This is a genomic window from Nostoc sp. (genome assembly GCF_036917415.1).
Classification (GTDB): Bacteria; Cyanobacteriota; Cyanobacteriia; order Cyanobacteriales; family Nostocaceae; genus Nostoc.
Window position 1 is genome coordinate 180,274 of record NZ_JBALDJ010000025.1, and the last position, 20,446, is coordinate 200,719.

The window sequence follows — 20,446 nt, forward strand, 5'->3', positions numbered from 1 at the left end:
CTTTTGAACCGTGCTGATTTTGGATTTTGGATAATAGAATTAGTTTTTCGGTTCAATCCCCGACCCTATTCTAAAATCTAAAATTTCTAAGCTACAAACTAAGAGTGGGTGCAGTGCAGTCAATCTAAAATCCAAATTTGTTTGACTCACTATTAATTACTTACATAACCCGATTAACTACTACGCAGAGTGGCCACTAACTGACGTGCAAACGCAGAAATTGCTTCATATTTATCGCTGTGAAGTTGCATCATTTGGCTACGTGCAGTTTGCTCATAAGGGTTATTAGCAACTGCTGCCAATTGTTCGTAACCTGGATAGTAACGGCAGAATGTATAAATACCATTATCATCTAATAACCATTGGCTATAAACACCTTCTTTGCGGGGAAAAAAGCTTTCTGAGGCATTACGAGAAATAACTTGGCGGGGATATTTCAAGATGTCTGCAAAACTATCAACTGCAACTGGCTGAATGCGTCCAATCAATCGTGTTGTCAGGTTTTGCAATATTTTCGATGCAGCTTTAGATTTAGCAATGGTGTCAGGATCTTGTCCTGATAAGATGACTCTGATACCGGCTTTAGCACCGTTAGCACAAATTCTACCAACTAAGTCGGAAATTTGCTCAAACTCAAATAAAATTGGTGCTTCGTCGATAAAGAATATGGAAGCTGGACTACTTAATGCGCGTCGGAGTGCGGCTGAATAAGCACTCAAGGATAGTACGGCTGCATCTTCACTATCTGATAGGTTTCTGAGAGCAAAAACTAAAAGTTGTGCATCGGTAGGAAAGCTGGATGGTGCAGAAATGGCTTGTCCCACGCGGCTAGAAAGCCAAAAGCGTAAGCGCAATTGAATTTGACTGAGGGCGTCTTCTACTCTGCCAGTTAAAGAACTTAGCTGCAAGTGTTCTGGCGAGCAGAAAAAGAGAAAATCTTTTAAAGTGGGGGTTTTCTGCCAAGCAAGAGTGCCAAATCCTCCTTCCATCGCCTGTCGATATCGCTCTTTGATCCCCTCATCTCTAAAGAAGGCTTCTAAAGCGAGGTTGAGGAGCGATCGCACGGTTTGCGATAAAATTTGACTTTCAGTCGACGATCCTAAAACCATTGTCATTAAAGCTGATTCTAGGAAGGCGGTATAATCATTAAAGCGATCGCGCTGTTGTTCTGCTTCTAGCGATCGTAAATCTGGCTGTTCAAATAAGTTATTCGATTGTTTGGAGATATCAAAATAGGCTCCATTCCCCTCCATAAACTCTGTGTAGTCAGTGAAAGTAGATGTCCCATCAGGTTTGGGGAAATCTAACGCTACAACCGGAATCCCATGCGCCAAAGCCTGAGTTAAAATTCCTGATACCAATACCGATTTACCAGCACGAGTTGTCGCAAACAAAGCTAAATTTTTGTGTTGATTAAATAAATCTAAATGTATTGGTGTTCCACCTTCTTCAGCAATCAACTCAAAACCTTGTCTGTCACCTTTTTTACTTAAAACTAGAGGCATTAATCCCGGAACTTCACTTGTTAAATATAGCTGGCGACGGTTGAAGGGTGTTGCTAATAAACCCTCCCAAACTATTGGTAGAGTTTGCAGCCAAATTTTCCAGGCATATTCATTTTCCCTAATTACTCTGGCTGGACGTTGAAAACAATTTTCAATATATCTTGTCGCCTCATCTAATTTTTCTAAAGTTGGACGATGTACTAAAATAGCGACACTCGTATAAATCGGGACTGCACCTTCAAATAACTGTTCTTGTGCTGCTACCGACTTTTTCAACTTTAATTGAGCATTGACATCAATAGTTTTACTTTTTTCTTGAGCCAGAATCGTTGTCATGTTTGACTGCTTCAACACTCGTTGCAGAGTAGTTTTTACCAATGCTGGATTTGCAGCAGTCAACTCACAAAATATTTCTGTATCTACTACTGTTTCTCTGGCCAACAATTCCCATAAATATCGCAGTTGAGCCGATTTATTAGTCCAACCGCCGGGTTTTTCCAGAAATGACAGTGCGCCAATATAACGATTGTTAACATTAACCCAGCGGCGATCGGCACAAGGTACGCTAGATTCCATCAGCAAAGTTGTGCCGTGGATATTGTCTAGAAGTAATTTAGTACTAGCTAAATCGGAATTAACTTGTTCGTGTAATCCTTCTTCATCTAATGTCATTAACTGGGGAATATCTATTGGCTGCGTATCATTAAACCTTTTCCAGATTTCCCCCCAGAGTTCATGAGCAGTCAAAGGTTTGACATCCAATCCCATTTTGTTAGATAAGATTTGTTCCCAGCGGAGAAAACCCTGGTTATAAGCATTTGTAATCAGGGTTTCAATACGTTGATTTTCTACTTCTAAAAGATCGCCTTTAAATTTCAACCACCAGGATTCTGCTTTGACTAAAAGCTTTTCTATCCAATCATCTGCGTGTTGCGAGTTAGATTCAATGGTGTAAGTTACATAAATCCGCAAAAATTTAGGTTTACGAATCCCAGAAATAGTCAGTTCTTTAATTCTGGCTCTCTCCGCCATCAACAAATATTTGATGTCTCGCGATGATGCATTTCTGATTAATGTTGCTAACTCTTTTTGGCGCTCTTTATCTGAACTAAAAGAACCCAAGTGCAGCGTCATCCTTTCACCGCTAGGAATGTCTTTTAATCCGGCTTCAATGTTATTAAAAAGTGTATCAATTTGTTCAGGTCTTAAGGTGGTATGAATTCCCTTACAATCAAAACCAAAAACAAAGCAGAACCGATCTTTTTGAGTACCTTTTGTTAACAGATAAGCGCCAATATCACGTCCATTCATTGCGACACGCAGCATTGTCGCCAAGTGCAAGGCATCTTCAAATGGCGTTAATCTACTTTCACTTCCGGCGATGCCGACGCTTTGTTTTCCGATTTTTTGCTTCATGGTTTACTTCCAATAAGCTTTGATAACGAGCAAAGCCTCTTGTCCAAGCGGGAACGCCGATAAATTTACTTAAAAAACTCCAACTCCTACCACCAGTTAAGATCCACCAAGTTCCTATTCCCCAACCAGTCATTAGTACTGTCCACAACCATTTTTGAAACTCTTCTTGGAAAAGACCCCCAAAAATTCCATTGATAATAAAATAGGAGGCTAAGGCAATTACCGTCCAAGGAAGAATTTGATCGGCAGGGATGGGCCCTAATGAGGGTTGACTTCCCAGGACTTGATTGACTGGACGAAAATCTTGTTCCCGCTCTTGAGACATTTGAAATATCTAAATTATTTACTGCTGTGGTCCAATTACAAAGCGTGTGAGTACATCAGCAATGGTAACAGCAACAACTACTAATAGGGGAGTTCTGGCAATGCTTTGCCAATCTTCATCTTTACGCACTGCGTTAATCACACCAACCAGAGAAATTGCTATATAGAGTAAGTAAATCGCCCGCAACACATTAAATATCAAACCTACTGCCTCGCCACCACCAGCATTTGTTCCTGTTAATCTTTTTTCAAAAAACTTTTGAGCTTCCCCAAAAAACTGTGCTTGTGCAGGGGCTGCAAACCAGTCTAACCAATATAAACTCAGAATAACGGCTGCTGCTAGAATTTGTAATAATATTAGCGATCGCCTTGGTAAATTCACTTGCTGCCCAATTTGCTGGATGATGACTGCAATTAAACTACCAACAAGTAAACAAAACAGCAGGATAGGACTTTTTAGGCTGATAGCGCTAACAAATACAGCACAGGCAATCAAAAAAGGTACAGATTCAAGCAAAATAGTCAGACAGGATTTAAATGCCAGTCTTAACCTGTGAGATTCTTTCGCCGCACTACCAGTTAAAGCTTTGAAAAAGTTTCTCTTGTGAGAACTTTGTCTAAACATTTGCTAATTTTCCTATGGTGTACTATAATTAAATGCTGTGTTAAATATTACAACCATTATAATTTAACATGCTTTAACATGATTATTATTAATCAAATCATAAACCTGTAGTAAAGTTCTATATTCTACATCAGTATTCTGAAGTTAAGTTAACATGATATTAAGATTTATCTAAAACCAAATTTCTCTGATTTGAGAAGCTGGATTGCAAATATCGAGTATTATTGTCCCCACCTGTAGAGCTTGTCCCCCACAAATTGCCATCAGTACCTGTAATCAGTCGGCATGTACCCCCAGCCCTAGCCGGATTCCCAAACAGTACTTATAGCCCTGTGAATTCGAGCGTTACATTCAGATATACTTCAGTTGGTAGTAGTAAAGGTTTAATAACTTTTCTCAACCAAACCGCCTGCAATATTTAATGAGAACGTAGGAAGCAACTATGGTAAGCAGTAAATTGAGTAATCTCTAAGCTTAAAATTACATAGGTATAAATAAATTAGATATCAGATAATTTGTAATTGCGATCGCTTTTAGGCATAGGTGAAGCGATCGCAGGATTTGGCATCAACTATGTTATAATTTTATCTGTTGAGAAATATTTTCGGTTATATAACTGACTATCATAGACCCCTCTCCGAATCTAAATCTCTACACCCTTTGATTCTGAAGGTATTTGATGTCATAAGTATTCCAAAAATTGAAATTTTAGTTAGCCGAAATGTATTGTAATACCTCGCGTGACACTGATACACCTAACTGTCAAAGAAAATGTGCTAATAAGAACGGACAAGTCTAGTGTGTGACACACACAGACAACCTACGGATACTACTGGAACTTATGCCCACGGATATAATTACTCGTCCTGAGTCCCTCACAGAAGATTGCTTTTTTACTTACGCCCTTGGGACTGATTTGCACGATCATAATTCGACAGCCAAATATTTACGCCGAATCAGAAAAGAAGATAAACCATATATCGATATAGCTGTTTCTCCCAGACCTGGCTATCGGTTTGAGGTTTGCCTTATCCCTGTCGAAGGATTCGTTCAAGAAACAATATTGACAAAAGACGGGTTAGCCAAAGCTTTAGCGATTATTTGTGCCGTATCTAGTAAAGCTAGGAAACGATTCCCTTCAGGAAATGGACAAGAAATAGTCCGGTGTCAATTTAGTAACTTAGCTGATGCAGTCGCTGTAGCGAATAGACTATCTGCATTACCCTCTGATATGTATGAAACTCTCGTCAAGCTACCAAATGCTTTGTAATAATATAATATTGCATCGGCTGGAATATTTATGATTAAAACTGACGCGGGGACATTTTAATGGTAAATAGCTAGATGGACTTGAGACGAAAACCTCAATGGGTCATATTTCGTCTGTTGATAAAAAGCTTGTCATACAAGACTTTTAACCTGAATGTACAATTTTGATGTTTTTGTACGCCAACCTATAATTCAAAGTGAGTTTTTTTTATGCCTATAAGTCCTTTGCGTGAAGAACCTCGTAACCAGCGAGCGCCTGTAATTCGTACAAGTAATGAGTTTATTCTCTTGGAATGGCTGAAGTCTACTGGTCGTTTAATCGAGCGCGAACATCAAGAATCTGAGTATCTAACTGAAGTAGAAGAAATTTCCGAAATGATAGACCTTGACGATATCCCTTACGATCATGACGATGATGATGCTGAAATGGATTTGGAAGCCTAAGTAGGTAGGCAGAATAAAACCAAACTGTGTGTTAAAAAATGAACGAGGCTAAAACCCTCTTTTCTCCTGCCTTCTGCCTCCTGCCTTATCCCAACGACAAATATTTACGCCCACCTACTTAGTAGCGTAATTCGTAATTACTATATCGCAAGCGTTCCATTGATTTGGAATGGGTGTCTCATTTACGCCAAAAGGCTAAAATTCCTGACTGCTCTAAAAAGTCGGGAATTTTAGTATTAAAATGCGAGTGTGTTTAATTCTTGGACTTGAGTAAGAGATAAAATAATTGTCCATTACTAACTGTAATACCAGCGCGATCGCCTGCTATTTTCCCAGTACCTAAAAAATAATCTACTCTACCTGCACCTTTAATTGCACCTCCGGTATCTTGGTCAAGAACATAGCGACTAACGATGCGTTCTTCCATTTTTCCAGTAGGATTAACAAAGGGAATGGAAGCGCGAATCAACGCTAAAGCACCAGGAGGCATGAGAGATTTATCTGTAGCAATAGAACGCTCTGCTGTTAATGGTACGTTGATAGAACCTTGCGCTGGCTCACCGTGATTTTCTTGAAAAAAAACAAAGCTGCGATCGCGCGGAATATAAATATTTAATTCTTGGGGATGCTTTTGGAAATAATCGAGAATAATTGGCAGAGTCATACCTTGTAGGGGTAATTTGCGATCATTCGCTAATTCTCGTCCAATACTTTTGTAATTATAAGCGGTATGACCCGCATAGCCGATTGTTGTCTGAGTTCCATCGGGAAGCTGAAGTCTCGCCGAACCTTCAATTTGAGCTAGATATGGTTCGAGGCGATCGCGAAACCAAAACAACTCTAATCCTCGCAATTTCCCTTTTGCACTTTGTAAACCATCTACTCCTTCTAACTCTTTGCGTGTTGGATGAGGCTTAGTCCAGGAGTTGAGATCGGGAGGTAAGCGATAAACAGGATAGCAATATTCGGTTGTGGGGACGCGACTGGCTGCGTAAAGTGGCTCATAATAGGCGGTGAATAAAACGGAACCTTTGTTATCTTTACCGACTGACTGATAAAGAACAAATTCTCGCAGGATGGCTTGATGTAATTCTGTTGCAGAATTAGTTTTTAATAGGAGTTCGCGGAATCTTTTCAAACTTTTGAAAATGCGATCGCGCGTAATTCCAGCCACCGGATAGTTTTGATAAGCAGCCGCAGCATTAGCTGTTTGCAGATATTGAAGACTGTGGGCGATCGCACTTATCAGTGCCTTTTTCTCTGCTATTTTTCCATAAATTACTTCATCCAAACAAGAGGTATCACTTTGACAACAAGTGATTGGTAGTCTTGGGATTAATGGTAATTTTTGTTTTTGTGGAAATGCATCTTGATTTTCAGCAGTCAAGGACACTGGTAGATCCCACTTTTTTACCTGACATTCTGGCGAAATGAGTTCCTGATGCGTCAAAGATTGCATCCGCACCAGAAAAATTGACAAAATCACAGGTAAACTGATGGCGATAATTTTGTTAAACTTTCCTAATCCAGTAAGTGTCTTTTTCATTAAAATTCAAAATTTTTAAGATTATCCCACCTCGCTCAAATTCTAAAATCAAAAACCAAAAATTTTTCCCAATTCCCAATCCCCAATCCCCAATCCCCAATCCCCAATCCCCTATTCATTCATATTACGGTAAGTCGCAACAGCAGAAGGCGATATCCGGTTCAAATATCGGAAGATCCAATACTTAAATATGGTATCTAAAATCACCGGAAATGTGGCGATAAATAAGAAGATAACATTTCGACTTGCTGGTAATCCCCAATGACGCGATACACCTTCTAAAAGTACTTCCCAACCATGAGGAGAGTGGAATCCTACAAAGATATCAGTAAACAAAATAATGATAAATGCCTTGGCACTATCACTAAGTCCATAGACAATATTATCAAAGAAATCTTTGAGTACAGCAATAGAAGACTTGCTAACTAGCAAAAGCCAGATAAAAGCAACCACCGAAAACATATCTGCAAAAATATTTTTGATTGCACCAGAGCTTTCGTGACGAAATTCTTCAGCCAGCTCTTTCGCCTTCTTTTTCATTTCAGTCTCTATCTGCTCAGGTAACAGTGGAGGAGCTTTGACAATGAGATTTTCAAACTTGAGCTTTTCTTCAAATCTTTGTAATTCTCCAAAGGCTTCCTCTTCCATTTCGGAATTGAGAAATATCTGCATTTCCTGAGTGCTTCTAAATCTCTCAATAATTGGCCCGACTACAAAAGCTTTTGCTATCTGATGCGTTAAAAGTGGTACAATAATTAATAGTAAAAGAAACCTGAGAGATATTATTGTTCTTTTTTGAGTTTGACGAAAATTCTGAATTACTTCTTGTTCCGAATTAGGGTCTAATTCAACTTGCAGACGAGTAATAGTACTTAAAATAGAGCGAGGTAAAACACCCGTTGTATCGGTTTTACTCTTGGCTTTTGGTTTATGATTTAAGTCTTGATTTGATATTTTGGGTGGTAATGTTGGAGTATTGACGAGCAACGATTTGTCGTCAGATATCACAGAGTTAACTGGTATTGGAGGTTTGACTACTAAAGCGTTAGAAGTTACTCGCTCGGAATTTGTTGTGTATTTAGATAAAACTTGGTCGATATAGTTTAGCTTTTCCAAAACTAAAGAAGGAGTCAGATACTCTATACCTGCTTTTTGAGCAGCTTTTTGATTTTCTTCATTTAGAAACCAACGGCTTGCTCTAAACTCCGTCAGCCGCATTCTGGCAATTTTTAATAGCTTGTTGAGGTCTGACTCAAAATAATCCATCACGCTGTTACTGTACATGGCTGAGTCAATGTCTATTTTGTTACCATTGAAATGCTTATCTTCTATTTCCTTAACCTTTAATGCTGCATCGTAAGCTTGATGTAAAGAACGTTCAGGAGTCTGTAAGTACCATCGATAAGCAGCAAGTAAGAAAGAATAGATTTTTTGACTAAAAACAGAGTTTTTCATTGCAGACAATCATTCAGTATTATTTGGTGACTATTAACCTTAAGTTAACGCACGAGGTATACTAACAAATCTACAAGGAGAAAGTTTGTGGTTTCTCATTCGGTTTGGATTGTTGGCAGTAGCCGCAGTGGTAAGACGGCTCGCTTGGTAGAGCAATTTTGTAATTGGGTAAAATCAGAAAATCCATATACTGAATCATTTTATACTAAAAAATTAGGACGGAAAAAAACTGGTCATATACCGGAATTTTTAGATATTAAACAAACAGAACCGGGAGTTTTAGTCTTAGCTGCCAATGATGATAATCGTCGAGAATTAGGAGATATAATTGTTACATCTACTTTTGGTAAATATCCGGTTCGTGCCAAGACGCTACTAGGTTTTTTTCAGGATGAAGTTATTTTATTTTGGCCATTGCTGATTAACTCGTTGAACCTGAAGGCACAGTTTCCGGTAAGATTGCGACCAGAAACTGAGCAAGAGTTAGCAACCAAACTTTGGCGTCCCCAATTAGACGAAGAAATTTTACGTCTTGCGGGAGTGAATGAATCTCGTTTGGTGCGTCGCATCTTGGACTTATTACAATTAGCAGCTTACAGTGGTGTACCTTGCGAAGATATTGCCCAGATTTTGGCCAAGGGGTTTGGGGAAAATACCACAACTTTAGAGCCGGAATTTTTGGCATCTTTGCTACTAGATTGGCATAATTGGTGTTTAGATAGGGGGTTACTAACTTATGGGATTATTACCGAACTTTACAGTCAGCATTTGTTAAACGATCGCCATTACCAGCAGCATCTAACTAAACGCTATCAGGCGGTACTGGCGGATGATGTCGATGACTATCCTAGCGTAGCGCGGCTTTTGTTTGAGTTGCTATTAGATCGCGGTGCAGTCGGGGCCTTTAGCTACAATCCTGACGGTGCGGTGCGATTGGGATTGGGAGCAGATCCCAATTATTTAGAAGGGTTAGCAGAGCGTTGTCGGGTAGAAATTTTGAATGGGCCGCCTCCAGAGTCTCTGAGCGAACAACTGACTAAACAGATGGTGGAATTAGTCACAGAACCGATGGTACTGTTGAGTTTACCAAAAACAGTGCATTCAATTCAAACTACTTCTCGCGCCCAATTATTGCGGCAGACAGCAGAGGTAATTGCTAATGCCATCCAGTCACAGCAAGTGCAACCAGAAGAAGTGGCAATTATTGCACCAGGTTTAGATGCGATCGCTCGTTATACTCTAGTAGAAATCCTCGTCAAGCAAAACATCCAAGTAGAATCGCTCAATGACCAACGTCCCCTAATTAGTTCGCCCGTGATTCGCGCCTTACTCACCATGCTGGCGCTAGTTTATCCCGGCTTGGGACGACTAGTAGATCGGGATGCCGTCGCAGAAATGCTGGTTGTGTTGAGCAGGAAACAACAACCATCACAAAACTCTACAGACGCGATGAATCGCGTCTCTACTGATATTGACCCGGTACGTGCTGGTTTGATTGCAGATTACTGCTTTGTACCCCATCCCGATCGCCCCAATTTGCTACCAGTGTCAGCCTTTGAGCGCTGGGATCGAATCGGCTATGCAGCTACTACAGCCTATAGTGAGATATTACAGTGGTTAGAAGAGCAGCGATCGCAACAAGAATTGCGGTTAATTCCCAGTCCCATTTCTCTGTTAGACAGAGCAATTCAACGTTTTTTGTGGAATGGTAGTAATCTTCCTTACGAACAACTAGCAGCATTGCGGGAATTATTAGAAACTGCCCAACACTACTGGGAAATTGACACCAGGTTACGACAAATTGCCCCAGTGGAGACAACGCCTCACACAACTATTATTGAATTCATTCAATTACTGCGACGTGGTACGATTACCGCCAACGCTTACCCTGTGCGTCCCATTGGTGGAGCGAGAAAGGCTGTCACATTAGCAACCATATTTCAATATCGATCTAGTAGGCGATCGCACCAGTGGCATTTTTGGCTGGATGCTGGTTCACCTCTATGGGCGAAAGGTGGCGCGGCTACTTTGTTCGGTGCGCCGTTTTTCCTGCGAGATAGATTAGGCGAACCTTGGACAGCAGAAGATGAAAAATTCGCACAAGAACAACGACTGCAAAGGATTTTGACAGATTTACTCTCTCGTGTATCTGAGAGAGTTTATTTGTGTCACAGCGATTTAGCCGTAAATGGACAAGAGCAACTAGGGCCGCTGTTACCCTTAGTAAATGCCTGTGTGACAGTTATTTCTGAGGCTAATGTTAATTGAGTGTCTTTATACCCAGATTTCGTAACTGATAGCAATCAAAAAACTCTATCCGCTTAGGGATGGAGTGTGGGCATATTTATTTTTGTTGTTAATACTAAAACGCTGATTATCAGACAGGACTTACGCACAGGTCACGGAAAATCAAACCACAGAGAACGCAGAGAACACAGAGGAATAAGAGTTAGAGAGGTTTTTTGCGTAAGTCCTATCAGAATCAATAGTAACTTGATAAGTGCTTTATGGTTTAATAGTTAATAAGAATAAGCGACAAAAAAATGGGACTTTAAGATAGGGCTTAACAGGAGCGATGGCATCCTCTCCAAAAAGAACAGCAAAAGTCAGGTTGCTAGACCGTTACTATATTCAAAATAGCCTTTATTAATAGTTCTAGCTCAATTGGTTTAGAAATATGCTGTTGAAATCCGGCGGCTAGTGCTTGTTGTCGATCGATTTCTCCCGCATAAGCAGTCACGGCGATCGCTGGAATTTCTCCGCCCCGATCGGGTGGCTGCTTTCTAATTTGACGAATTAGTGTGTAGCCATCCATATCGGGCATACCAATATCACTAATTAACAAATCAAATTTTGCTTGCCCCAAATTGCTCAAAGCATCATGTGCTGAGTCCGCTTCAGTCACTTGTGCGCCGTACTGTTCTAGCACGAAGGCAATGAACTCCCGCGAATCTTTGTCATCGTCTACAAGCAGCGTTTGTAATCCATTCAGATTGAAATCTGAGCGATCGCGATCGGCAGTATTATCTTGATTCAATTTTGAAGCAGCGATCGGTGGAAGTTTGACTGTAAACACTGCTCCTTGCCCTTCTCCAGGACTGGCTGCTTGAACAGTTCCGCCGTGCAATTCAACCAAATGACGCACGATCGCTAACCCTAACCCCAACCCGCCAAATTTTCGCGTCGTTGTCCCATCGGCTTGGCGGAAGTAGTCAAAGACGTAGGGCAGAAAGTCACTAGAGATACCCCTACCAGTGTCGCTGACAGTGATTTGAGTGTATTCCGTAGGATGAGTATCTATTTCATCCTTGGTTGTTTCTAACCGTACCTCTACTCGACCACCCTGTGAGGTAAATTTAATCGCGTTAGAAAGTAGATTCCAAATAACTTGTTGCAAGCGACCAGAATCACCCAACACTTGCCCAACGTTCGGTTCAAATATTGTTTGAATCTGAATGGATTTAGCTTCAGCAGCAAGCCGCACGGTTTCAAGGGCAGCTTTGATGGTAAAAGTAAGACTGACTGGAAATGTGTTTAAACTCAACTTACCTTGGAGAATGCGCGACACATCGAGCAAATCTTCGATTAGTTGTGCTTGCAGTTTCGCGTTGCGCTCGATCGTTTCGAGGGCGTATTGAGTTTTAGCTGCATCTTGGTGACTCTTTTGCAGAATTCTTGCCCAACCTAGAATCGGATTCAGGGGCGATCGCAATTCATGAGACAGTACTGCCAAAAATTCATCTTTGATGCGGTTGGCTTGCTGCGCTTGTTCAGTCTGTTGCTGCAAAGAAATCATCAATTGATTGAGGCGATCGTTTTGATCTTGCAGCAAGGCTTCTGCTCGTTTGCGTTCGGTGATATCGGACAGGATGAAAACGGCACCTGTGAAAGTCCCATGCTCATCAAGTACCGGGTCGATGGTTTTGGCAAACCACCGTTCTTGAGACTGAAATTCGAGAATTTGCCGTTGGTGAGTTTCTTTCGCACGGCGAAAACAAGTGCCATCGCCGATTCCCAATTCTGCGCCCATCAACTCATGGTGAGCACAACCTAAGATTTCATGGTAGGGCTTGCCAAAAAGCTGCATCATCGCTCGATTACAGCGCAGAATCATACCTTCTGGGTCTACCAGAGATACGCCGTCGTTCATAGAGTCAAAGGTGGTTTGCCACTCCCGCGCTGAGGACAAAGCAGCTTCCTCCGCCCGACGAATTCGGAGGAGCGATCGCAAAGTGGCAAGCAGTTCAATCGGTTCAACGGGTTGCACCAGATAAGCATCGGCACCGCTATCCAAGCCTTCTGCTTTATCCTGGCTTTGGACAAAACTTGCAGAAAGGTGTAGCACAGGGATAAAAGCCATTTCCGGGTTTGCCTTAATTTGGCGACAAACTTCAAAGCCGCTGATATCTGGTAATTGGACATCTAAAATTACTAAGTCAGGCTGAAAGTTAGCAACGGCTTCTAATCCTGTCGTTCCAGTTGCCGCTTCCAGGACACTAAAGCCTGCATTTTGCAAAATACGGGTAACAACATAACGATTAGCTTCGTTATCATCAACATGCAGGATCGTAACCCGTGGCTCAGACATGACTTTCCTCTTAAACCTCTAGAACAAGTCCGGCTTTGACGAGCGCATCTTGAAGTTGAGCGATCGCTGTGGTTTGAGAGCCTATTTCTTTGGAAACAATCGCAATGCTTTGTTTCGCTAATTGGCTATGCACTTCTGCATCCAGTTGAGCAGATGAGTGGACGATTACAGGAATTGACTGAGTGAAGGAATTGTTCTTAAGCTGCTTGAGTACATCAAACCCGGCGATCGTTGGCATCTCCAAGTCCAACACGATCGCGTTTGGCTGCTCCCGTTGTGCCAAATTTAATCCTTCCTGTCCGTTCGCGGCTTCTAAAATACTCAACGGTGTATTTATCAACAATTGTTTCACAATATACCGATAAGCGGGGTCATCGTCAATTAACAAGACTTTTTGAGGCTTGTTCTCAGTAATTAGCGTATTGAGTTTGTTCAACAGCGGCAATCTGTCTACTGGCTTAATTAGAAAACCGTCTGCTCCTAGCGCCAGTGCTTGCTTCTCGTTATCAATGATGGTAATAACGAGTACAGGGATAGTGCGAGTTGTTTCATCCCCTTTGATTTCTCGCAAGAACGTCCAGCCGTTTTGCCCCTCCAGCAGAATATCTAGCATAATCGCCGCCGGTCGAAATTGTTCTAAAGCAAGCCTTGCCTGAGCTAGGGTGCGAGTAGCAATCAATTGATAGATTGATTCTTGAAGGTGCTTTTCGTAAATAAATAGAGTTTCTGGATGATCTTCAACCACCAGAATGGGCAGGCGAGTTGGCTCAACTGATGCGATTGGTTGCAGTACGGTGGTCGATTCGGTAGCATCTGGGTAGACGATGGGAATTAATGCTGTAAAGGTAGAACCCTCACCCGGCTGACTTTTCAACGAAATGCTGCCGCCAATTAGCTCCGCTAGCTTGCGCGATAACGGCAATCCTAAACCGGTTCCCTTCACCTGCTTTTGCAGAGGGGACTCAATTTGCATAAAATCCTCAAAAATCCGCTCTTGATCGGCGCGAGCAATGCCAATGCCCGTATCAGATACAGAGAAGGTCACGGTATGACCCGTTTGCACAGCGGTGACACGCACCTCTCCCTGCTCGGTAAATTTGAGCGCATTCGAGACAAAGTTTCTCAGAATTTGAGCGACTTTCCCCTCATCGTTATAGAGCGGCAAAATACCTTCAGGTTCCTCGACAATCAGCGCCACGGAGGAGCCTTGAACCAATAATGGGCGCAGCATCCCCCGCAGCGTCCCAAACAAGTCACTCACTTCAAAGGAACTGGGATGCACTTCAATTTTTCCAGCTTCCACCTTTGCCAAATCCAGCAAGTCATTGACCAGTTCTGATAATCCGCTTGCTGCCTTTTGGATGAATGTCACCTGCTTTTCTTGCTCGACAGTCAAATCGCCATCCATCCGTGCTAGTAGCATCCGAGAGAGGGAGAGAATCGAGTTGAGCGGCGTGCGAAACTCGTGGCTCATGTTTGAGAGAAAGCGGGTTTTTAGCTCGTTTACCTGTTGTAGGGAGCTTGCTTTCTCATCCAGTTCTGCATAGAGGGCAACCACACCGCGATTAGTATCTTCCAGTTCCTGATTGAGTTGGCTCAGTTCTTCCTCACGCTTCCGTAGCTCTGCCATTGCCCGGAGTAATTCCTGGTTTTGCTGCTGGATTTCTTGATAGGGATTTTCGGGCGATCGCCCAATCACGGTTTCTCGAATCTGCTGCAATTGCGAATCGGTGAAAGTAGGCGTGCGCTTCGACAACCTTTTGCCGATTGTTACCGTTGTTCCCTGCTCTGGCAGCGATTCAATCTCAAAGAAATCCATTAACCTGCGAGTGCCTACGATGCCTAGCCCCATTCCCGTATTAGAGGTATAGCGTCCTGCCAAAACGTCTGCTAAATCAGGAATGCCTCCACCCCGATCTTGAATCCGAATCAGAAACGCTTGCGGCTCTCCTGCCACAGAAAATTCAACCGTTCCGCCTTTGGCATATTGAAACGCATTGCGGGCAATTTCGGAAACTGCCGTTGCCAATCGCGCCCGATCTTGAGCATCAAAGCCCAACTGCTCGGCGATCTCACGAGTTCGTTGCCGAGCTTGCACAACATCCTGTTCGTACTGGATGGCGATCGTGAAAACGCTTGTCATCTGGCCATTCCTTTAGCAACTAACACCGTCACATCGTCCCGCTCTCGGTTAAAGTCTCGGTATAGCACACCTGCAATCAGGCTGGGATGTTTTTGAATCAAGCCTGGATAGCGATCAATCTGCCACTTAGCGCCTAATCCGTCAGAATGCATAATTAAAAGTCCGTTAGCATACCAAGAATAGCGAAACTCTTGAATTTTGCGGATTTCATGTCCGACCGTGCCATTGTGAGACACCAGATTGTGGTGCTCAGTAAAGGAGAAAATACTGGCAGCAATATTGCCAATTCCAGCAAAGCGGACAGACTGTTGTTCAAAGTCGATTTCGGCAATAGCGAGTGCTGCTCCGCGTGTACTTCGCAAGGCTGCGTGGGCAGCTTCGACGATCGCACCAGGAGAACGCTGAGAATGTTCTTGAAACATTCTCACGGCTGCTTCAGAAGCACTGGCAGCTGCAGGCCCATGCCCTAAGCCATCGGCTAATAGCAACAGACTGCGACAATCATCGATTTCACAAGCCCAGGCATCTCCAGAAACCTCTTCTCCTCGTTTGGGCAAACAGATCGCTCCGATTTCTAAAATCTTCTCAGGCAGATGAGGTGCTGGGTCTAGCCAGAGGTGAGCCAGGAGCGCTGTTCCTTGGTTGGGAATGGAGTAAATTTCAAATAAACCACAAAGGCGACGAATTGCACCCATTCCATTGCCTAAAGTTCCGGCTGTGGAAAAGCCATCTTGCAAACACTCATCCACATCGACCATTCCCCGTCCTTTATCTAGCGATAAGATTTCAATGCCAACTCTGGAATGTTGCTTGAGCGATCGCAGCAGCACTACTCCGCCGTGGGCGTGCTGCACCAGATTGTTAGCAATCTCTGTCACCACAATACCAACCTTGGCCCGTTCAGTTTCCTGAAAGCCAAGCTGAGTTGCCAAAGCGATCGCAGCTCGCCGAGCTTCTCCGGTCTGGCTGGATTCAATAATTGTGATGGCGACAGATTCTCTCATTTTATTTCCATCGTACAATTGTTACCTGTGTCCCTTCTCCCACCGCAGACTGAATTTCAAACTCGTTGGCAAGTCGTTTGGCACCACTCAGCCCCATACCCAACCCGCCCCCGGTTGTGAACCCATCCTTAAGCGCCAACTCAATATCGGGAATTCCCGGCCCTCGATCTTCAAAGGTCAACCTCAGTCCTCGTCGTCTTCCTTCCTCAAGAGTTTCTAGCTTTACTGTGCCGCCTCCACCATAGTCTAGGGTATTGCGAGCTAACTCACTAGCGGCAGTCACAATTTTAGTTTGGTCTACTAAGCCAAAGCCAATCTCTACGGCAAGCTGGCGCACGGTCTGCCGAACTAAAACTACATCTGTAGAAGATTGAATGTCGATCGTTTCAGTCTTCTGCATCGTCATCTGCACGCCGTTTCGTGGCAGTGATTTGATTTGTGGTTTGATTGAGTGACGATTGTAACAGTGCCATGCCCTTTTCAACATTTAGGGCAGTGCGAATGCCCGTCAGCGACAGCCCCAATTCCACTAGGGTGATTGCCACGGCAGGCTGCATCCCGACGACAACCGTCTCAGCATCCAGCACCCGTGACATTTTGGCAATATTACCTAAAATCCTACCAATGAAGGAATCAACAATCTCTAATGCAGAAATATCAATTAATACACCGTGAGCATGGGTTTGAGTGATGCGGCTGGTCAGGTCGTCCTGTAGTGTCATGGCGAGGCGATCGTGCATATCTACCTGGATCGTCACAAGCAGGAAATTGCCCATTTGGAGTATAGGAATGCGTTCCATTTCTTATGCACCTATTTGGATTGAGAGCGGGTAATGGTCGCTCCCAATCGTTTTAGCGCCATGAGAAAGGCATCGGCTAACGTTGCTTTCGTGACTACATTTGCCAAATCAATGCCGAGATAAACGATTGTTTGGGCAATTTGAGGACGAATGCCACTAATCATACAATCGGCTCCCATGAGACGGGCGGCGGTAACGGTCTTGAGCAGATGTTGAGCAGTCAAAGTATCGACGGTGGGAACGCCAGTAATGTCAATGATGGCAACTTCCGAACCGGTTTCAACAATCTTCTGCAATAACGACTCCATCATCATTTGAGTGCGGGCACTATCCAGGGTGCCGATAATCGGCAATGCCAAAATTCCCTCCCAAAGTTTAACCACTGGGGTAGACAGCTCCATCAACTCTTCCTGCTGCCGCAAAATCACCTCTTCCCGCGTCTTTTGATATACTTCAATTGTCAGCAATCCTAGCCGATCCAGTAAGTCTGTGGCTAGCCAGATATTTTCACCCAACTCAGTGGGGTCTTTCAATTGCTCACGCATTCGTTTGAAGAGGGATTGCTTGAACGAAAAGACGAATGTAGCCGTTTCTGAGGGTGTGAAGCCATTTTGCGATCGCGATCGAGAAATACTGTTGAGCATCTCCCGCATCTCCTGCCACTCTGCTGCCTGAATATTGGTAAAATTGCCCCGCCCAACGGCAATCCGAAACAAACTCAGGAATTCCCGGCACTCCTCCTTTAGCTGGGCTTCTTTAATCAAGCCTCTGCGAATATTGACAATGGCTAGTTCCTGAGTCCACTCCGACAGTAAGTCTGCCTCGAAGGTTTCTAATATCTCTGATATCTTACTTTCACTCATCGTTTCTGTGAGGGCAACCTTTCATTAGTTAAAAATCAGTGTATGACGATTCAGCCCAAGGTGAAAGCTATGATTACAAAAAGCCTAAAAGCTTACTAGATATGAAGTGCAATAAATTGTGCAGGTATACAGCGATCGCTAAGATTGATTGAGAATCGGCAAAAAAGTTACAAAAAAATGCGATCGTCCAAAAAGTGTATTTAAGTAGAGCGGTGCAACTAAAGATAGCTGGTGTACCTCTTCGGGGAAGCAAGCTACGCGTAGCGTCTCCGACAGGAGAGGGCTGTCATTAGTCATTTGTCATTGGTGAGCCACTGCGTTGGACGGGTTCCCCGGCTTCAAGCAAGTGGCGTCATTGGTAAGGGTTTCAAGCCTCTTTACGTTTCGTAACATAGTTGGGTTTATTTCCACCGACTTACTTAATGCAAATTTCGAGACTGTGGTTGAATGGGAATTGGAGAACGAGAAGGTACTTTATCGCGCCTTAAGAGTAAAGGAATACTGAAAAATCCTAAAATAATTACTACTCCAGTCATTATCCAAACCATTAACCTATTTGGTCTATAGTCGCCTCGTTCAATTTGCCAGAAAACTTGGTTGTATCGCCATGCAGCTAAAGCAATAGTCGAAATTCCAAAAATTACCAAAGCAACACCCAAATTTTCCGAATTAGATAATGGCCTTACCGGAGGTTCTTGTTGAATAATCGCAATATTCAACTGGCGCAGAAATATACCAAATCGGGCAATAGCAAAACCAAAGCCAATCAATGCAATAGAAGTGCGTAACCAAGCCAAAAATGTACGTTCGTTCGCTTGATGCTCCCTTTGACGGTCAATTTTCGGTATTTTATCCATAATTATCTTCTGAGATTAAGTTTGCCTTAAAAAGTATTCATAACATTGATGAATAGCATGGACTAACACCACACAGGACTTACGCAACTGCCACAATCGCTCTCAGTGCGGCGAAAACGCACCTTCAATATCAATAAAGTATTAATACTTACAGCCCAAGCGATCGCCAGAATCTTTACAATAGTAAATAAGGTAAAGATATATATCAGAGTCAAAATCAATGGCACTATTCGGATTTGGCAAAAAAGCAGTTATGCCCACACCTGAAGAAGCTTTGTCAGGAAGGGCACAATCTATGTCAGTACCCGCAGCTCATTATGTCAACAAGAATCCCTTAAAACCTCCTTTTCCCGACGGATTAGAGAAGGCAATCTTTGGCTTGGGCTGTTTTTGGGGTGCAGAACGCAAATTCTGGCAACTTAAAGGAGTTTACACCACCGCAGTCGGTTACACTGCTGGTTTAACACCTAACCCCACTTATGAAGAGGTATGTAGTGGGCGAACCGGTCACAATGAAGTGGTGTTGGTTGTATTCGATCCCAAAGTGATTAGTTATGCCGAACTACTCAAAGTCTTTTGGGAAAGCCACAATCCCACCCAAGGGATGCGTCAAGGTAATGATACTGGCACTCAATACCGTTCGGGAATTTATGTATATTCCGAAAGTCAAAAGCAGCTAGCAGAAGCATCGCGGGAAGCTTATCAGCAAGCCCTCAACGATGCAGGTTATGGCAAGATTACTACAGAAATCTTGGATGCGCCGGAATTCTACTACGCTGAAGCCTACCATCAGCAATACCTGGCTAAAAATCCTAATGGGTATTGTGGTTTAGGAGGGACAAATGTATCTTGTCCCGTGGGTATAGTTGAATCGCAAGTTAGTAGTTAGAAATGGAGTTAGTGGGGTAGTCAGCTTAAGGTGAGTTCGACGAACCTCTCCCTGCCTTGAACTTTAGTTCAAGTCTTTCCCTCTCCGACTCGGAGAGGGATATGTTTTGTCTAATTAAGAATATTTGTAGGTTGGGTTGAGGCAATGCGTTACCCAACAAACCTCGTAAAACGTTGGGTTTCGTTCCTCAACCCAACCTACATATTTTTATTTTTTGGGATTAACCGAAACATATTGCATTAAGTAGGTCGGCGTAAATAATTATTGTTGGGATAAGGCAGGGGGCAGGGAGCAGGGAGAGAAAGAGTTTGAGCCTTATTTACTTTTCTTCACACAGTTTGGTTTTATTGCACCGACTTACTTATAGTTCAGTAATTTATGAACGCCAGAGAAATACTTTTCTCATTATATAGGACTCATATTTGATTGCGTGAAAAAAACTCAGTACACCTTTATTCCTTCTTCCCAGTCCCCAGTCCCCAGTCCCCAGCCTCTACGAGTAATTCAGGAATCAAATCGGATTGCTATATAGCAACCGTAAAATAGAATAAAGGTGTTAGTCGTCAGAATTTAATATGAATTGGAGTCCGACTGGCAGATTAATAAGTTAGTTTAAAAAATAGGCTAAATCGTCCCTTGTCTTTTCTGAAAGAGAAGATTTAGCTGTTTACAATTAATAACGAGTTTGTAGCTTGCTTCCCGCAAAGTATCCGCCATT

The 20,446-nt window shown here is 42.9% G+C and carries 17 protein-coding genes; 4 read left to right on the top strand and 13 right to left on the bottom strand.

All coding sequences use genetic code 11. The features are described 5' to 3' along the window. Nucleotides 1-173 precede the first annotated feature (173 nt). The 3 genes from V7K41_RS04075 to V7K41_RS04085 are packed head-to-tail and all read right to left on the bottom strand — an operon-like array spanning nt 174 to nt 3,870. Nucleotides 174-2,921 carry a hypothetical protein gene (locus V7K41_RS04075; protein ID WP_334845844.1) on the bottom strand — a complete coding sequence of 916 codons (2,748 nt, stop codon included), beginning with the start codon at nt 2,919-2,921 and terminating at the stop codon, nt 174-176. Next, entirely contained in the window at nt 2,875-3,246 is a 372-nt protein-coding gene (locus V7K41_RS04080; RefSeq protein ID WP_334845845.1) for a hypothetical protein, read from the bottom strand. The genes V7K41_RS04075 and V7K41_RS04080 overlap by 47 nt, the downstream gene beginning before the upstream one ends. Nucleotides 3,247-3,264: 18 nt before the next feature. Then, a complete protein-coding gene (locus V7K41_RS04085; RefSeq protein ID WP_334845846.1) occupies nt 3,265-3,870 on the bottom strand; it encodes a hypothetical protein in 606 nt (201 codons plus the stop codon). Nucleotides 3,871-4,672: 802 nt separating this feature from the next. Between V7K41_RS04085 and V7K41_RS04090 the strand changes: the two genes are divergently transcribed. Beyond that, entirely contained in the window at nt 4,673-5,140 is a 468-nt protein-coding gene (locus V7K41_RS04090; RefSeq protein WP_334845847.1) for a hypothetical protein, read from the top strand. 209 nt (nt 5,141-5,349) lie between these two features. Next, nucleotides 5,350-5,583 carry a DUF3134 domain-containing protein gene (locus V7K41_RS04095; protein ID WP_094350689.1) on the top strand — a complete coding sequence of 78 codons (234 nt, stop codon included), beginning with the start codon at nt 5,350-5,352 and terminating at the stop codon, nt 5,581-5,583. 253 nt (nt 5,584-5,836) lie between these two features. On the opposite strand, the gene mltA is transcribed toward V7K41_RS04095, so the two are convergent. Together mltA and V7K41_RS04105 are read right to left on the bottom strand one after the other, a co-directional pair. Then, the gene (gene mltA / locus V7K41_RS04100; protein ID WP_334845848.1) at nt 5,837-7,129 is read right to left on the bottom strand and encodes a murein transglycosylase A; all 1,293 of its coding nucleotides are present in this window, start codon (nt 7,127-7,129) and stop codon (nt 5,837-5,839) included. A gap of 111 nt (nt 7,130-7,240) precedes the next feature. Further along, nucleotides 7,241-8,584 (bottom strand): proton extrusion protein PcxA, encoded by a 1,344-nt coding sequence (locus tag V7K41_RS04105; RefSeq protein ID WP_442943117.1) that lies wholly within the window; start codon nt 8,582-8,584, stop codon nt 7,241-7,243. A gap of 87 nt (nt 8,585-8,671) precedes the next feature. On the opposite strand from V7K41_RS04105, the gene V7K41_RS04110 reads away from it, so the two are divergent. Beyond that, nucleotides 8,672-10,852, top strand: a complete 2,181-nt coding sequence (locus V7K41_RS04110; protein WP_334845850.1) for a recombinase family protein — start codon at nt 8,672-8,674, stop codon at nt 10,850-10,852. A gap of 346 nt (nt 10,853-11,198) precedes the next feature. Here the strand turns inward: V7K41_RS04110 and V7K41_RS04115 are convergent, their stop codons facing one another. The 8 genes from V7K41_RS04115 to V7K41_RS04150 form a co-directional block, all read right to left on the bottom strand. After that, complete coding sequence (locus V7K41_RS04115) at nt 11,199-13,172, bottom strand: hybrid sensor histidine kinase/response regulator (protein WP_334845851.1); 1,974 nt, start codon at nt 13,170-13,172, stop codon at nt 11,199-11,201. 10 nt (nt 13,173-13,182) lie between these two features. Then, a complete protein-coding gene (locus V7K41_RS04120; RefSeq protein ID WP_334845852.1) occupies nt 13,183-15,315 on the bottom strand; it encodes an ATP-binding protein in 2,133 nt (710 codons plus the stop codon). Continuing rightward, nucleotides 15,312-16,319, bottom strand: a complete 1,008-nt coding sequence (locus tag V7K41_RS04125) for an ATP-binding SpoIIE family protein phosphatase (protein ID WP_334845853.1) — start codon at nt 16,317-16,319, stop codon at nt 15,312-15,314. The genes V7K41_RS04120 and V7K41_RS04125 overlap by 4 nt, the downstream gene beginning before the upstream one ends. 1 nt (nt 16,320) lies before the next feature. After that, nucleotides 16,321-16,719 carry an anti-sigma regulatory factor gene (locus V7K41_RS04130; RefSeq protein WP_334845854.1) on the bottom strand — a complete coding sequence of 133 codons (399 nt, stop codon included), beginning with the start codon at nt 16,717-16,719 and terminating at the stop codon, nt 16,321-16,323. Beyond that, entirely contained in the window at nt 16,706-17,119 is a 414-nt protein-coding gene (locus tag V7K41_RS04135; protein ID WP_334845855.1) for an STAS domain-containing protein, read from the bottom strand. Before V7K41_RS04135 ends, V7K41_RS04130 begins: the two co-directional genes overlap by 14 nt. A gap of 11 nt (nt 17,120-17,130) precedes the next feature. Further along, complete coding sequence (locus V7K41_RS04140; protein WP_334845856.1) at nt 17,131-17,982, bottom strand: STAS domain-containing protein; 852 nt, start codon at nt 17,980-17,982, stop codon at nt 17,131-17,133. 138 nt (nt 17,983-18,120) lie between these two features. Beyond that, nucleotides 18,121-18,279 (bottom strand): hypothetical protein, encoded by a 159-nt coding sequence (locus tag V7K41_RS04145; RefSeq protein WP_334845857.1) that lies wholly within the window; start codon nt 18,277-18,279, stop codon nt 18,121-18,123. 122 nt (nt 18,280-18,401) lie between these two features. Beyond that, entirely contained in the window at nt 18,402-18,839 is a 438-nt protein-coding gene (locus V7K41_RS04150; RefSeq protein WP_334845858.1) for a YidH family protein, read from the bottom strand. Between the two features lie 220 nt (nt 18,840-19,059). Between V7K41_RS04150 and msrA the strand changes: the two genes are divergently transcribed. Continuing rightward, entirely contained in the window at nt 19,060-19,728 is a 669-nt protein-coding gene (msrA, locus tag V7K41_RS04155; protein WP_334845859.1) for a peptide-methionine (S)-S-oxide reductase MsrA, read from the top strand. Nucleotides 19,729-20,446 lie beyond the last annotated feature (718 nt).